This is a genomic window from Geobacillus sp. G4, assembly GCF_040327975.1.
GTDB classification, from domain to species: domain Bacteria; phylum Bacillota; class Bacilli; order Bacillales; family Anoxybacillaceae; genus Geobacillus; species Geobacillus thermoleovorans.
Window position 1 is genome coordinate 126,391 of record NZ_JBEPJY010000006.1, and the last position, 14,969, is coordinate 141,359.

The 14,969-nt window shown below is 54.2% G+C and carries 15 protein-coding genes and 1 pseudogene; 9 read left to right on the top strand and 7 right to left on the bottom strand.

Annotated features, from left to right (window positions below; all coding sequences use genetic code 11):
• Positions 1–59: 59 nt before the first annotated feature.
• Positions 60–953: a DUF1028 domain-containing protein gene (locus ABS784_RS09410; RefSeq protein WP_352512255.1), complete on the top strand. Its 894-nt coding sequence runs from the start codon at positions 60–62 to the stop codon at positions 951–953.
• 98 nt (positions 954–1,051) lie between these two features.
• Here the strand turns inward: ABS784_RS09410 and ABS784_RS09415 are convergent, their stop codons facing one another.
• The 4 genes and pseudogenes from ABS784_RS09415 to ABS784_RS09430 all read right to left on the bottom strand — a co-directional run.
• Positions 1,052–2,419, bottom strand: coding sequence for an MATE family efflux transporter (locus tag ABS784_RS09415; RefSeq protein ID WP_352512257.1), 1,368 nt, complete (start codon positions 2,417–2,419; stop codon positions 1,052–1,054).
• Positions 2,420–2,517: 98 nt separating this feature from the next.
• Complete coding sequence (locus ABS784_RS09420) at positions 2,518–3,780, bottom strand: two-component system sensor histidine kinase NtrB (protein WP_352512259.1); 1,263 nt, start codon at positions 3,778–3,780, stop codon at positions 2,518–2,520.
• A gap of 136 nt (positions 3,781–3,916) precedes the next feature.
• Positions 3,917–4,162, bottom strand: a complete 246-nt coding sequence (locus ABS784_RS09425; protein WP_483867422.1) for a DHHA1 domain-containing protein — start codon at positions 4,160–4,162, stop codon at positions 3,917–3,919.
• 334 nt (positions 4,163–4,496) lie between these two features.
• A pseudogene (locus tag ABS784_RS09430) lies at positions 4,497–4,871 on the bottom strand (alanyl-tRNA editing protein); the annotation flags it as partial.
• 640 nt (positions 4,872–5,511) lie between these two features.
• Here ABS784_RS09430 and ilvA point away from each other — a divergent pair.
• Positions 5,512–6,720 carry a threonine ammonia-lyase gene (gene ilvA / locus ABS784_RS09435; protein WP_031213142.1) on the top strand — a complete coding sequence of 403 codons (1,209 nt, stop codon included), beginning with the start codon at positions 5,512–5,514 and terminating at the stop codon, positions 6,718–6,720.
• Between the two features lie 166 nt (positions 6,721–6,886).
• Here the strand turns inward: ilvA and ABS784_RS09440 are convergent, their stop codons facing one another.
• On the bottom strand, positions 6,887–7,144 hold the full coding sequence (locus ABS784_RS09440) for a DUF6154 family protein (RefSeq protein ID WP_023634448.1): 258 nt from the start codon (positions 7,142–7,144) through the stop codon (positions 6,887–6,889).
• A gap of 167 nt (positions 7,145–7,311) precedes the next feature.
• Between ABS784_RS09440 and ABS784_RS09445 the strand changes: the two genes are divergently transcribed.
• Positions 7,312–8,100: a GNAT family N-acetyltransferase gene (locus ABS784_RS09445; protein WP_062898599.1), complete on the top strand. Its 789-nt coding sequence runs from the start codon at positions 7,312–7,314 to the stop codon at positions 8,098–8,100.
• A 49-nt stretch (positions 8,101–8,149) separates the two neighbouring features.
• On the opposite strand, the gene ABS784_RS09450 is transcribed toward ABS784_RS09445, so the two are convergent.
• Positions 8,150–8,284, bottom strand: a complete 135-nt coding sequence (locus ABS784_RS09450; protein WP_020755515.1) for a hypothetical protein — start codon at positions 8,282–8,284, stop codon at positions 8,150–8,152.
• A gap of 6 nt (positions 8,285–8,290) precedes the next feature.
• Positions 8,291–8,539, bottom strand: a complete 249-nt coding sequence (locus tag ABS784_RS09455) for a hypothetical protein (protein WP_013145420.1) — start codon at positions 8,537–8,539, stop codon at positions 8,291–8,293.
• 258 nt (positions 8,540–8,797) lie between these two features.
• Here ABS784_RS09455 and ABS784_RS09460 point away from each other — a divergent pair, with 258 nt between their 5' ends.
• The 6 genes from ABS784_RS09460 (at position 8,798) to ABS784_RS09485 (ending at position 14,969) form a co-directional block, all read left to right on the top strand.
• Positions 8,798–9,424, top strand: a complete 627-nt coding sequence (locus tag ABS784_RS09460) for a TetR/AcrR family transcriptional regulator (RefSeq protein ID WP_011231091.1) — start codon at positions 8,798–8,800, stop codon at positions 9,422–9,424.
• A gap of 136 nt (positions 9,425–9,560) precedes the next feature.
• The gene (locus ABS784_RS09465; protein WP_352512262.1) at positions 9,561–10,703 is read left to right on the top strand and encodes an acyl-CoA dehydrogenase; all 1,143 of its coding nucleotides are present in this window, start codon (positions 9,561–9,563) and stop codon (positions 10,701–10,703) included.
• Positions 10,704–10,762: 59 nt separating this feature from the next.
• The gene (locus ABS784_RS09470; protein WP_023634451.1) at positions 10,763–12,397 is read left to right on the top strand and encodes an AMP-binding protein; all 1,635 of its coding nucleotides are present in this window, start codon (positions 10,763–10,765) and stop codon (positions 12,395–12,397) included.
• Positions 12,398–12,468: 71 nt separating this feature from the next.
• Positions 12,469–13,821, top strand: coding sequence for an acetyl-CoA carboxylase biotin carboxylase subunit (gene accC / locus ABS784_RS09475; protein ID WP_352512264.1), 1,353 nt, complete (start codon positions 12,469–12,471; stop codon positions 13,819–13,821).
• A gap of 26 nt (positions 13,822–13,847) precedes the next feature.
• The gene (locus ABS784_RS09480; RefSeq protein ID WP_011231095.1) at positions 13,848–14,060 is read left to right on the top strand and encodes an acetyl-CoA carboxylase biotin carboxyl carrier protein subunit; all 213 of its coding nucleotides are present in this window, start codon (positions 13,848–13,850) and stop codon (positions 14,058–14,060) included.
• Between the two features lie 15 nt (positions 14,061–14,075).
• Positions 14,076–14,969, top strand: coding sequence for a hydroxymethylglutaryl-CoA lyase (locus tag ABS784_RS09485; RefSeq protein WP_352512266.1), 894 nt, complete (start codon positions 14,076–14,078; stop codon positions 14,967–14,969).

The window sequence follows — 14,969 nt, forward strand, 5'->3', positions numbered from 1 at the left end:
AGGGGAACGGGGAAATAATAAAAGAAACGGCAATGGAAAACGCATGGAGGGACGAGAAAATGAAGCACATTTCGAAAGACATCGTCGCGACGTTTTCGATCGTCGCGTTCGATCCGGCGACCGGGGAGCTTGGCATCGCTGTTCAATCGAAATTTTTAGGCGTTGGTGCGGTTGTTCCGTGGGCGAAAGCGGGCGTCGGAGCGGTGGCGACGCAATCGTACGCCAACACGTCGTACGGACCGCGCGGCCTCGAATGGATGGCAAAAGGGAAATCGGCGCAAGAAACGCTTGAGTTGCTCGTTGCCGATGACAGTGAGCGCGATTTGCGCCAAGTCGGCATCGTGGATGCGAAAGGACGGGCGGCGACGTTCACCGGGAAAAAATGTTACCCGTGGGCCGGGGGCATCACCGGGCCGAACTATGCGGCTCAAGGCAATATTTTAGCCGGCGAGGAAACGGTGCTGGCAATGGGAAGGGCGTTTGAGCAGACAAAAGGTCCGCTCGCCGAGCGATTGTTAAAGGCGCTTCAAGCTGGTCAGGCAGCGGGGGGCGACCGCCGCGGGCAACAGTCGGCCGCCTTGCTTGTCGTGAAAGAAGGAGGGGGATATGGCGGCTACAATGACCGTTATATCGACTTGCGCGTCGATGATCACCCGCGGCCGATCGAGGAGCTTATTCGCTTGTATCAGTTGCGCCAGCTTTACTTTGAGAAACCGCGTCCCGAAAAAGTGGCAGCGATTGAAGGAACGGTAAAGGAAGAGGTGGCCGCCCACTTGGTCCGTCTCGGTTATTTGTCGAAAGAGCGCTCGGCGGATCGCGAGGCGCTTCATGAGGCGCTGACCGTGTATATACATACAGAAAATTTTGAGGAGCGCCAAGTGGAGAAAGGAAAAATCGACCTCGATGTATTACAGTATATGAAGCAGCAGCCGTCGCCTAACGAGGTCGGCTAAGGGAAACCGGCCTTGTCGACTGCATGATCCATCATGCTGCAACAAAAAGGATGTCCCTAGAACTGGGCGGGACATCCTTGTTTATCGACCGCTCCCTCTTAAAAGGCGCATGGCGCACGCCCGCTGTCATGTCTGCGCCAAACGGCCCGCAGGCGAAAGCTGAGAAACAGCGCGCCCGTTGCCAATCCGGCGATCAGGCCGATCCAATAGCCGAACGCCCCGGCGGCAGTCAGTAGAGCGAGCGCGCAGCCAAGCGGAAGCCCAACGCCCCAATAGGCGAGAAGAGCGGACCAAAAAACGGCGTTTACCTCTTTATAGCCCCGCAGCGCTCCTTGGATGGGAGCGGCGATGGCATCGGAAACTTGAAAGAAGATCGCATAGAGCAAAAACTTCCCTGTCAACGCCGCCACTGTCGGATCGTTTGTATACAGCCGGGCGACATGGCTGCGGAAGGCGGAAAGGAACAGCGCTGCTGCGGCGGCGACGGCCAAGGCGAGGGTGATGCCGATCAAGCAATATTGTTTGGCGGCTTCATAACGGTTGGCCCCGGCTTCAACGCCCACGGCGATCGTCAGCGCCATCGATAAGCTGAGTGGAATCATATACAACAGTGAAGCGAAGTTGAGGGCGCTTTGATGCGCGGCGACCGTTTCCGCGCCAAACCGGCCGACAAGCAGCGTCACAGCAGCGAAAATGCTCGTTTCAAAAAAGATGGCCGACCCGATCGGCACCCCGGTTTTCAGCAACTCTTTCCATGCGGCCCATGACGGACGGTAGAAACGGACGAGTACACGATAGGGAGCCAAGCGCCGAAATTTCAAAGCGGCAAAGGCAGCGGCCGCGAAGCAGTACGCATACGTGATCGCCGTCGCGTAACCAGTGCCGATGCCGCCAAGGCGCGGAAATCCGCCATGCCCGTAAATCAACAGCCAGTTGAACAGCATATTGATCGGCAAGGCGGTGAGCGTAATCCACATCGTCACGTTCGTTTGCCCAAGTGCATCGATGAAATAGCGGAGCACAGAATAAAGAAACAGCGGGACGATCCCAAACGACAAGGCGCGTAAGTAATGAAAGGCGATATGCCGAACGTTTTCGTCCAAAGACATCTGTTTCAAGATAAACGGCACGGCAGCGGCGCCGGCCATGACAATGGCGGCAGCAAGCGCGACAGCCAAGTAGAGCGCCTGGGTGACGGCGCGGGCGATTGAGTCATGGCGTCCGGCGCCGAGATGATGCGAGACGATCGGGGACAAGGCGAGCAAAATGCCGCCGACGCCGGTAAACACCGGCACCCATAGGCTTGAGCCGATCGCGACGCCGGCAAGATCTTCGGCGCTCGCGTGGCCGGACATGGCAACATCGACAAAGTTCATGGCATATTGGCCCGTTTGCGAAACAAAAATGGGAAGAAACAAGGCGAACAGGCGCCGCCATTTGCCGTTGGGCGGAGCGGGCGTGGTCATAATCGTTCCCCCTTTTTCCATGATAAAGTGACACATTGTTCTAAATCATCAACCTCATCGCTTCCGAAGCCGGGATGGCCTCCCTCTTCGGAAGCAATTTACGACGAAAGAAACGGCGGTTGGCTGCAAAGCGGAAATTCGATCAAAAAACAAGTGCCGCGTGCATCGCTTTGCACTTTCATCGTCCCGCGATGCAGTTCGACGATTTTTTTCGATAACGACAGGCCGAGCCCAGTTCCCGTTTCCTTCGTTGAAAAAAACGGATCGAAAACATGGTCGATGACCGACGGCGGAATGCCGGGCCCATCGTCGCAGAAGCGAAGCTGGACGATATGGTTCACTTTCCGGCTGCTCACCGTGACATTCATCGTTTTGGCCACTTTGGCTTCCACAGCGTTGCGGAATAAGTTTAAAAACACTTGCAAAAGCTGGCGGCGGTCGCCGCTCATTTCGTAATCGTCCAGTTGTTCGTCGAGGTCAAAATGGACGTTCACACTGTGCAGCAACGCCTCGCTCTGCAGCAGAACGCCGACATCGTCGCGCAAAAAGCGGTGCAAGTTGAACGTCTCCATTTTGACGTCCGCCGGCTTGGCGATATTCAAAAAATCCGTGATAATGTCGTTCGCCCGGTCGAGCTCAGGAATTAAAAACCGCTCAACGAGCGAGGCGATGCGATCCGGCAAGTCGCTTTTCAATAGTTGCAAATATCCGCGCACCGTCGTCAGCGGATTGCGGATTTCATGGGCGATGCCGGCGGCGATGCGGCCAGCGACCGCCAGCTTTTCTGTTTCTTTCATCATATTGAGCGACTGAAACATACTGATGACTCGTTTGATCGATCCGTCATCGTTGTAAATAAAACGGGTGTTGACGATCCCGTAAAATCGGTCGAGCACTTCGTAATTGTAAAGCGGCTCGCCTTTTTCAAGCGATTCGAGCGTCGCGATCAGCTCATCAGGGAGCTTCAGCAGCTCGCGAATATGTTTGCCGATGATGGCATCGCGATCCACGCCGGTGTCAACAGCCGCCTGCAAATTGCAAAGCGTGATGATCCCTTGAGCGTCGACAAAGACAATGTGGTGCGGAACGAGATCGAGCAACGGCGTCAAAAAGGCTTCCACTTTTTCAAACGGTACGTCGCGATGCAAGTCAATATCCCACTGCCATTCCGCTTCCTTTTCAAGGGACGGCGGAATGGTGCGAAGGTGCGGCCGGACGTCGCCGCGCTTTTTTTCGATGGCGATTCCACTTTCATAATCGGCAAAGGTGAACGGAAACGGAAGCTTTTCGATGAGCCGCTCATAAGCGCGCAGCTTTCGTTCGAGTTCTTCGATTTGCGATTGTACGAGTCGATCGTTCATCTCTTCAAACTCCTTAGCTGCACATTTCGTTTTTCATTTTACAAAAACCGCCCTCCGTCGGCTATGGCGGACATCGCATCGATCCGACGGGAGGACGAAACGAATCGAAGCAACCGGGCGGTGCGGGCAGGAGCCGTCAATCGATGCCTGCCGTTTCCACGCGGGAAAGGAACTGGCTAAGCGCCTCAAGGGACGGAAAAGCAGCTTGCCCCTGCCGCTCGTTGCCGCCCCCTTTGCCGCCAAACAGGGCGGCTTGTTCTTTCAGCCAGTTCCCTGCATGGAGCAAGGAAGACGGTGCTTTGGCGATCACGGCGCGCCAATCGGAGGTGGAGGCGAGAAGCGCGGTTTTGCCATAACGGTCGGCGATCAGACGGGCGATCATTTGCAGTTCTTTTGCCCCATATTGGTCGTAACGGCCAATCACTGCACGTCCTGATTCGGCGGCGGCCCGTTCGGCTTCGACGGCAAAGACGATTGCCTCGTATTGGCGCAGCCGTTTTTCCCATTCTTTTTTCCCATTCTTTTTTCTCTTGTTCCCATTTTGCGATCACGTCGAGCAGCTGATCGCGGCTTGTCCCGAACCGACCTGCTGCCGCCTGCACGACGCGGTGGGTTTGCTGGTAGTCGGCAAGCGCCCGGCCGCCGCAAAGAAAGGAAAGACGCGTCATGCCGCGATGGCGCTCTGCTTTCAGCAATTTGATCACGCCGATTTCGCCCGTGCGTTTCACATGGGTGCCGCAGCACGCCGACAAATCGATCCCTTTCATCTCGACAACACGGACAGAACCTTGGACATCGGGACGCTTGCGAAACGGCATCCGTTCTGCTTCTTCCGGCGTCACCCAATACGTCTCGACCGGGAGATTCGCGTAAATGAGTTCGTTGGCCCGGTTTTCCACTGCCAGCATGTCTGCTTCCGTCAGCGCACCCGCCGTGATGTCGACTGTGACGACCTCGCGCCCAAGGTGAAAACCGACTGTTTCGGCGCCGAGCTGTTCAACGAGTACAGCGGATAATAAATGTTGGCCGCTATGCTGTTGTGTATGATCGCGGCGCCGTTTCCTATCAAGGACGCATGAAACGGCGCCCATTCCCGGGTGGGCAGGAAGGCGGTGATACACTTCCCCGTTTTCGTCAAACACATCGAGCACCGGCAAGCCGGCGATCGTGCCGGCGTCAGACGGTTGGCCACCGCCTTCCGGGTAAAACGCTGTTTCCGCCAAGGTGACAATGTATGTTTCGCCGTCTTGGCGGACGCTTGTCACCGTTGTCGTCCACACGTCAACATCCGGCGCCGTATAGTACAACTTTTTCGTCACAACCGTTTCATCCTTTCGTCTTCCGAATGCTTTTCTTTCATATTAGCAAATTCCCTCGCGTTTGCCTATCGCCGATCTTTTTGGCCGCTTTTTCCCGTTGGCAATTGGCCAAATCTATAGAACAATGTTCTAAATAAACAATATTCACAAAAGAAAAAGAACAGACCGTAGACAGCTCTTCCCCTAGAAACACTCTGATGTTTTGGGACAAGTCCAACGTTCAAACGGTTTGACAAAGGAAGCGGGTTGCAGCGATGTTTGTTGAACATGATTTTATGCAACAAAACTATATGCTAAAAATAATCCAAAACCAACTAAAGAAAAGCAACATTTGTCGGTGATGAAATGTTTTGTATATAATAAAGCGGGGTGAACAAGAACCGGTCGCCCGATCGGAAAGGGTGGTTTGATGATGTTGACATTAGCAGACATTGAACAAGCGCGAGCGAAAATGAAAGGCATCGTCCATCAAACGCCGCTTGAGCATTCGCAAACGTTCAGCCGGCTGTCTGGCAATGATGTATATATGAAACTCGAAAATTTGCAAAAAACGGGCTCGTTTAAAGTAAGAGGTTCATTCAATAAAATTATGTCGCTCACGGAAGAAGAGAGGGCGCGCGGCGTCATCGCCGCTTCGGCCGGCAACCACGCCCAAGGGGTCGCCTATGCGAGCGGCATGCTTCATATTCCGTGCACGATCGTCATGCCAAAAGGCGCGCCGCTCAGCAAAATTGAAGCGACGAAAAGCTACGGGGCGGAAGTCGTGCTGTACGGCGATGTGTTTGACGAGTCTTTGGAATATGCGTTAGAGTTGCAGCGCGAGCGGGGAATGACGTTTGTACACCCGTTTGACGACTTGGCGGTGATGGCTGGCCAAGGGACGATCGGCTTGGAGCTGATCGAGCAGCTTCCCGACGTCGATGTCGTTCTTTGTCCGGTCGGCGGCGGCGGCTTGTTGGCCGGCCTGGCGTTTACGTTAAAACAGCTGAAGCCATCGGTTGAAGTGTACGGCGTTGAGTCATCGGCTTGCCCAGGCATGACGGCAGCCATACGCCATAAACAGCCCGTCTCCATTGCCGCATCGAATACGATCGCCGATGGGATTGCCGTGAAAAAGCCGGGCAATATTACGTACCAATACATTGAGCAATACGTCGATGGCGTTGTGTGCGTGGAAGAGGCGGAAATTTCACGGACGATGCTGTATGTGCTCGAGCGGAACAAGCTGTTAATCGAAGGGGCGGCAGCTTGTCCGTTGGCGGCATTGTTGTATCAAAAGCTGCCGTTTCGCGGCAAAAAAGTCGCCGCTGTGCTAAGCGGCGGCAACGTCGATGTGACGCTCATTTCCCGCATTATTGAGCGGGGGCTTGTCGAAGCCGGGCGATTCGTTACGTTTACAACGGTCATCTCCGACAAGCCGGGCCAGTTGAACAAACTGCTTCGCATTATCGCCGAGCTCGAGGCGAATGTCATGTCGATTCATCATCAGCGCATCGGCGCTAAAGTGTTGCCGGGCCAGGCGGAAATTCACTTTTCGCTCGAGACAAAAAACGAAGACCATATTCAGCAAATCTACCAAGTGTTGTTGAAAGAAGGCTATGATGTACAGTTTTACCGATGAGCGTGCGATGGGAAAACGGTTTGTGTTTCGCCGCTGTCTGTTAAGCAAGCAATGGAAAAGCCGTCTTCGAAATCATGTTCACAGGGCTGCCAAATGAATACGAAACCGTCATTTGCCCAACATAGCGGCTGTTCCTTATGACATGGGGGACAGCCGTTTTGTTTTGTCAATGCACGCGCGGCGCATCTTGCGGCCGCGTCGCGCCGAGGCCTTCGCGGGCCATTTTCGCTTTCAAGCTTTCCAGGACATACAAACCGAACATGCCAAGCAGCTCTTCATCAGTCATCTCACCGATCAGCTTGAGCACATCGCGGCGGTCGAGTTCATCCAAAATCGACATCGCCACCGCTTCGGCGTCTTCTTCATCTCCGGTCAGTCGATCTTTATAGTATTCGTACAGATCGTCAATAAACTTCATCGGCATCGTCGCCTCGCTTTTTTGAGAGCGGGCTTCCTCCTTTCTTTGCAGTTGGCCGATGCAGACTTAGGGGCATCGGCAGTCCTCTCGGTTTGACGCCACAAATGCCATTGGCAACAGGGATGATTCATAGTATAATGGAAAAAATATCATTCGAAAAGCGGGGGAATTCTATGATTCGCCGGTTAACGGCCGAAGACGATCAACAAGTATTTTCGTTTTTGCGGCAAGATCCGTCGTTCAATTTATTTATCATCGGCGATATTGAGTCGTTTGGCTATGACGCCGATTTCCAAGACGTTTGGGGGCAGTTTGACGATGCTGGCTCGCTGAAGGCGGTGCTGCTCCGTTATTACGATTCCTACATTCCGTATGCGCCTGGCGATTTTGATGCCGATGGCTTTGCTCGTCTCATCCGCGAGACAGCCCAATCATCGTCCATCCAGCTGTCCGGCAAGGCGGACATTGCCAGGCAGTTCGAAGAGCGGCTGCCGCTTGGGGAGAAGCGAACGCTTTACTTTTGCGAGTGTCGGACGGATGAATACGCCCGTCAAGAAATGGGGGCGTTCGCCGTCAAAAAAGCCGAATTGGCCGATGTCGACCGGATTCTCGACTTGCGGCGCCGCATTGTCGAATTTGAGACGAGGCCGTCGTCCCGCGATATGCTAGTAAAAGGGATGGAAACCAATTCAGCTAGAACGTACTACATTGAACAAGACGGCCGAATGGTGGCCGCGGCATCGACATCAGCGGAAAACTCATTGTCGGCGATGATCGTCGGCGTCTGCACGGATCAGGAGCATCGAGGGAAAGGGTATGCCAGCACCATCGTGGCGAAGCTCGTTTGCGATTTGCTCGCTGAAGGGAAGATGCCGTGCTTGTTTTATGACAATCCAGACGCCGGCCGCATTTACCATCGCCTTGGTTTTCGCGATATCGGATTGTGGGCGATGTACCGTTAGAAGGGCGGAAGTCCCGCCAGCTTGCTTGTGTACAAAAGCAGGCTGGCGGTTATTGTCCGTCTGCGCCGTTGGGCGTGCCGCGGCGAATGTGCTCGCCGCCGTGCTCCCGCATCGCTTTTGCCTTGTCGTTGACGAGCTGTTTTTGGTCAGCGATGGAAGAAGGTGTTTGTTTTTTGTTCGCCATATCGAATCACCTCAATGGAGACGATTTAGCGCGCTGAATGAACATGTCCGCATCTTCGATCAGCCCGCAGACGCCGCATTGGACGCGGTAGCTCGGGCCGCGGTATGGGAGATGGAACGGTTCGAGCGCTTCGTTTGTGTATTCGTGCTCGATGTCGCCGGTGTGCGGATCGAGCTTGACCGCACGCGGGTGCTGCTCAATGAGATGAAACCGCGTCCGGTTCGTTTTGCAGTTTGGGCATAGCATCGGTTCCAATGGAAGCCACCTCCGGTTTTTATCTTTTGGAAAAACGGCCGTGATTATGTATAGGTCATCTGTTTTGTTTCAGTTCGTGCGGCTAGGGGATAGGGCTCGCGCAGCCGATCGGACGATGTGCGGCGAAAGACGCCTCCATTTTTCGGGCGCCGGAACGATTTTTGTTGACAATGGCTGCAACTGTCGAGTATCTTAATAAACAAGAAGAAGATTTTGCTTTTTTCGAAATGTTTTACAGTTCAGGCGAAGGAGACTGTTATGGCAGAGAAACCGCTTCGAGACCGCATTATCGACACCGCTCTTCATTTGTTTGAGAAATATGGCTACCATGGCGTGACGGTCGACCGCATCGTCGCGGAAAGCGATACGTCGAAAGGCGGGTTTTACCATAATTTTAAATCAAAAGACGAGTTGCTTTACCATATTCATGACGTCTTTATTACGTATGCGCTGACAAAAGCGCAGGAGGCGTATGAGGGCTTCCCTACGCCGACTGAGCGCTTGTACGCCATCGTTCAGTCGTTTGTCAAAGTGTTTCATTTGTATAAACCACACATCACCGTGTTTTACCAGGAAAGCACGTACTTAAAACCGGAATACGCCGAACCGATCAATGAAAAGCGCGAAGAATTTAAACAAATTATTTTTCGCGTCATCCGCGAGGGAATCGAGGCCGGCGAGTTTCGTCCGGAGCTGTCGGTGGAGATTACTGGCATGTCCATTATCGGCATGGTCAACTGGACATACAAATGGTACAATCCGGATGGTCCGTTGTCAATTGAGGAGATCGCGGCGTATTTTGCCGATTTCATTTTGCATGCGGTGCTCCGCACACCAGAAAACCCAGCGGCGGCGCGGTTTTTGTTGCGGCCGGCCGCCGAATAAGTTGTTGATCGTATACAGACCAACTAGTCGGTTTTGAAAACGCTTCAAAAATCAAAACCGTTTACACTCGTTTTCTTACTAAAACCGACTAGTCGGTTCAAATGATAGAACATTTTCTATGGGGGAGAGGGACAGGATGAATTTTTCATTAACAAAAGAGCAACAAATGATTAAAGAAATGGTTCGCGACTTTGCTGAGAAGGAAATTGCCCCATACGCGGCGAAATGGGATGAAGAGGCGCATTTTCCGCTGGATGTCTTCCGCAAAATGGGCGAGTTGGGGCTATTGGGTTTGCCGTTTCCGGAAAAATACGGCGGCGCTGGAGGCGATACGATTTCGTATGCCATCGCCGTTGAGGAAATCGGCCGCGCCTGCGGCGGCACCGGGCTAAGCTATGCGGCCGCCGTGTCACTTGGGGCGAGTCCCATTTATTACTTTGGAACAGAGGAGCAGAAACAAAAATGGCTCGTGCCGATGGCCAAAGGAGAGACGCTTGGCGCTTTTGGGCTCACGGAGCCGAACGCCGGGTCCGATGCTGGGGGCACGCGCACAACAGCGGTGCTCGATGGCGATGAATATGTCATCAACGGCGAAAAATGCTGGATCACGAACGCCCAATACGCGCGGCAAGTCATTGTCACCGCCGTGACAGGCAAAGATGCGCGCGGCAAAAACATCATCACCGCTCTCATCGTGCCAACTGACTCCCCAGGATTTACGATCCGTTCGAATTACGACAAGATGGGCGTGCGCGCGTCCAATACGTGCGAGCTTGTTTTCGAGAACGTCCGCGTGCCGAAAGAAAACGTCTTGGGCGACCCTCAAAAAGGGTTTAAACAGTTTTTGTACACGCTTGATGGCGGCCGCATTTCCATCGCAGCTTTAGCCGTCGGCATCGCGCAAGCGGCGTTTGAGAAAGCGCTTCAATACGCGAAAGAACGCGTTCAGTTTGGCCAGCCGATTTCCAAGTTTCAAGCGATCCAGTTTAAGCTCGCTGACATGGCGATGGAAATTGAGCTTGCCCGCAATATGGTGTACAAGGCGGCTTGGTTGAAAGACCAAGGGAAACCGTTTACAAAAGAAGCATCGTTCGCCAAGCTGTTTGCGTCGGAAATGGGGTTCCGCGTCTGCAACCAGGCGATTCAAATTCACGGCGGATACGGCTATATGAAAGAGTACGGCGTTGAGCGCCATTTGCGGGATATCAAGCTCATGGAAATCGGCGAAGGCACATCAGAAATCCAACGGCTCGTCATCGCCCGCCAACTGGGATGCTAAAAGCGGAAATGCCTGCATATCCATAACAATGAATTCGGACAAAGGGGAGGAAACGGCCGATGTTGACGGTGACGGTGGGGAAATTGTTGGAAGAGCGAGCCAGGCAATATGCGGATCGCGAGGCGGTCGTGTATGCCGACCGCGGCTTGCGTCTGACGTATCGGCAGTTTAACGACTATTGCCGCCTCGTTGCGCGCGGGTTGATGCGGCTTGGCATCGAAAAAGGGGAGCATGTCGCCATTTGGGCGACGAACGTCCCGGAATGGATCGCCTGCCAGTTTGCGACCGGCAAAATGGGAGCGGTGCTCGTTACGGTCAATACGAACTACCGCGCGGCGGAGCTTGAGTATTTGCTTCGGCAGTCCGACTCGACGACGCTCTTTTTGATTGAGCAATATCGCGACTCGTCGTATATCGATATTTTATATGAAATCGTTCCCGAGCTGCGCACGTCGGCGCCCGGACAGCTGCAATCGAAACGGCTGCCGAAGTTGAAAAACGTGATCTTTCTTGGCGACAAACGGCACCCGGGCATGTTTACATGGAACGACATCTTGGCGATGGCGCACGACGTATCGGAAGAAGAACTCGATGAACGGATGGAGAGCCTCGACCCGCACGATGTGATCAACATGCAATACACGTCCGGGACGACTGGATTCCCGAAAGGGGTGATGTTGACGCATTACAACATCGTCAACAACGCCCACCAAGTGGCGCAATGCATGGGACTTGGCGAAGGCGATCGATTGTGCATTCCGGTGCCGTTTTTCCATTGCTTCGGCTGCGTCATGAGCACGCTTGCATGCGTGACGGTCGGGGCGACGATGGTGCCGGTTGTGGAGTTCCATCCGAAGCGGGTTCTCGAGACGGTGGAAGCGGAGCGGTGCACGGCGCTTCACGGCGTGCCGACGATGTTCATCGCCGAGCTCAACGACCCGGATTTTGCCAAATACGATTTGTCGTCGCTGCGCACGGGCATTATGGCCGGTTCTCCTTGCCCGGTCGAAGTGATGAAGGCGGTCATCGAGAAAATGGGGATGAAAGACATTACGATCGCCTACGGGCAGACGGAAGCGTCCCCAGTCATCACGCAAACGCGCACCGACGATCCGCTTGAGCTGCGTGTCGAAACGGTTGGCCGCGCCTTGCCGGGCGTGGAAGTGAAAATCGTTGAGCCGGGCACGAACAAGGAAGTGCCGCGGGGTGTGCAAGGGGAACTGTGCACGCGCGGCTATCATGTCATGAAAGGGTATTACAACAACCCGGAAGCGACAAATGAAGCGATCGACCAAGACGGCTGGCTGCATACCGGCGATTTGGCGACGATGGATGAAAACGGTTACTGCCGCATCACCGGCCGGCTGAAAGATATGATCATCCGCGGCGGGGAGAACATTTATCCGCGCGAAATCGAAGAGTTTTTGTACAAACATCCGAAAATTTTGGACGTTCAAGTCGTCGGCGTGCCGGATGAGGTATACGGTGAAGAAGTGATGGCGTGGATCATCTTAAAAGACGGCGAAACGGCGACCGCTGAGGAGATTCGCGAGTTTTGCCGCGGCAACATTTCCCGGCATAAAATCCCGCGTTATATCGAATTTACCGACTCGTACCCGATGACGGCATCTGGGAAAATTCAGAAATTCAAATTGCGGGAAATGGCGAAACAGCGCCTCGGCTTAACAACCTAAGCCTAAACCGCCGCGCCGGGCGGACGAACCGTCCGGCGCCGGCACCTGTACTTTTAAGAAAGGGTGAGACGATGTTTTCGAAAGTGTTGATTGCCAACCGCGGCGAAATCGCCGTCCGTGTCATCCGCACGTGCCGACGTCTCGGCATTCAAACGGTTGCCATTTATTCCGAAGCAGACGCCGATTCGCTTCATGTCTCGCTCGCGGATGAAGCGTATTTGATCGGCAAGCCGCGCGTCGCGGAAAGCTATTTAAATATCGAAAAAATCATTGAGGTTGCCAAAACGGCGAAAGCGGAGGCGATCCATCCCGGCTACGGGCTGTTGTCGGAAAATCCAGCGTTTGCCCGCCGCTGCGAGGAAGAAGGAATCGTCTTCATCGGTCCGAAGGCGGACGTCATTGCGGCGATGGGCAGCAAAATCGAAGCGCGGCGGACGATGGAAAAAGCCGGCGTGCCGATCGTCCCGGGCGTCTCCTTTGCGCTTGATGGCGCCGATGAGGCGGCCAAAGCGGCGGCTTCGATTGGGTATCCAGTCATGCTGAAGGCGTCAGCCGGCGGCGGCGGCATCGGCATGCATATCGCTCGCGATGAAGCTGAGCTGCGCCAAGCGTTTGAAGGGAGCCAAAAACGGGCCGCTTCGTTTTTCGGCGACGGGACGATGTACATTGAAAAATATATTGAACGCCCGCGCCATATTGAAATTCAGCTTCTTGCCGACCAAAATGGCAACTGCGTCTACTTATGGGAGCGTGAATGTTCGATCCAACGCCGCCACCAAAAAGTGGTCGAAGAGGCGCCGTCGCCGTTTTTGGATGAAGAGACGCGGCGGAAGATGGGGGAGGCGGCGGTGCGGGCTGCGCGTTACATCGGTTATGCAAATGCCGGTACCATTGAATTTCTCGTCGATGAACAGAAAAATTTTTATTTTCTTGAGATGAACACTCGGCTGCAAGTCGAGCACCCGGTGACAGAAGAAATCACCAGCATCGACATCGTCGAAGAGCAGCTGCGCATCGCCGCCGGCGAGCCGCTCCGCTATAAACAAGAAGAGATTCGCCGCGACGGTCACGCCATTGAAGTGCGCATTTATGCCGAAGATCCGAACACGTTTTACCCGTCGCCCGGCCGCATTACGGTGTTTTCCGCCCCACAAGGTGAATGGATTCGTCATGAAACGGCGGTTCAAAGCGGCATCACGGTCACGCCGTTTTATGATCCGATGATCGCGAAGTTGATCGCGAAAGGACCGGATCGGCAAACGGCGATTGAACGCTTGCTCGAAGCGCTTCGAGACTATCGCGTCGAAGGGATTAAAACGAACATTCCGCTGCTTGAGGCCGTGTTGTCCCATCCGGCGTTTCAAGCGGGGGATACGACGACCGATTTCCTTTTGAAACATTGGAAACCATTAAAAACGAAATGAAGCAGAAATGAATGGGGGAAGAAACGATGAATCAAATAACTGCAACGATGGCAGGAAGTGTGTGGAAAATTGTCGTCGCCGTCGGTGACCGTGTGGAAGAAGGCCAAGATGTCGTCATTTTGGAATCGATGAAAATGGAGATTCCGATTGCTGCGGAAACGTCCGGCGTCGTGAAGCACATCCACGTGCAAGAAGGAGATTTCGTAAACGAAGGCGACGTGCTTGTCGAGATTGAGTAAAAGGGGGAGCAGAGCATGAGCCGATGGCCGGCGAAGGTGACGATCAAAGAAGTCGGCCCGCGCGATGGCCTGCAAAACGAAGCAACGCCGATCGCGACCGCCGATAAAATCGCCTGGATCAACCTATTGTCAGAAACTGGGTTGTCGTACATTGAGGTGACCTCCTTCGTCCATCCGAAATGGATTCCGCAGCTTGCGGACGCCGCCGAAGTCGTAGCCGGTATCCGCCGAAAAGCCGGCGTCACATATGCGGCGCTCGTCCCAAACAAAAAGGGGCTTGAGCGGGCGCTTGCCGCCGGAGTCGATGAAGTCGGCGTCTTTATGTCAGCGAGCGAAACGCACAACAAAAAGAACATTAACAAAACGATCGCAGACACGTTTTCGGTGTTGGAAACAGTTGTAAAAACAGCGAAACAAGAGGGAAAAACAGTGCGCGGCTACGTTTCAACCGTCTTTGGCTGCCCGTATGAAGGGCCTGTCGCCGTCGATCAAGTGCTGATGGTGGCGGACCGGCTGTTGGCGATGGGCATCGATGAACTGTCGCTTGGCGATACGATTGGCGTCGCGACGCCCAAGCAAGTCGAAGAGGTGCTCACAATCGTGCTCCGCCGTTTTCCGGCTGATCGGATCGCGATGCATTTCCATGACACGAGAGGGACGGCGCTGGCCAATATTTTAGTGTCAATGGAAATGGGGATTACGACGTTTGACAGCTCGCTCGGCGGCCTCGGCGGCTGTCCGTACGCTCCCGGAGCGTCGGGAAACGTCGCCACCGATGATTTAGTATATATGCTTCACGGCATGGGGATTGAAACCGGCATCGATGTCGAGCAGCTGACGAAAGCGGCTTTGTTTATCCGCGACAAAATCGGCCGCCCGCTTCCGAGCCGCTATTTGCAAACGGTTTGA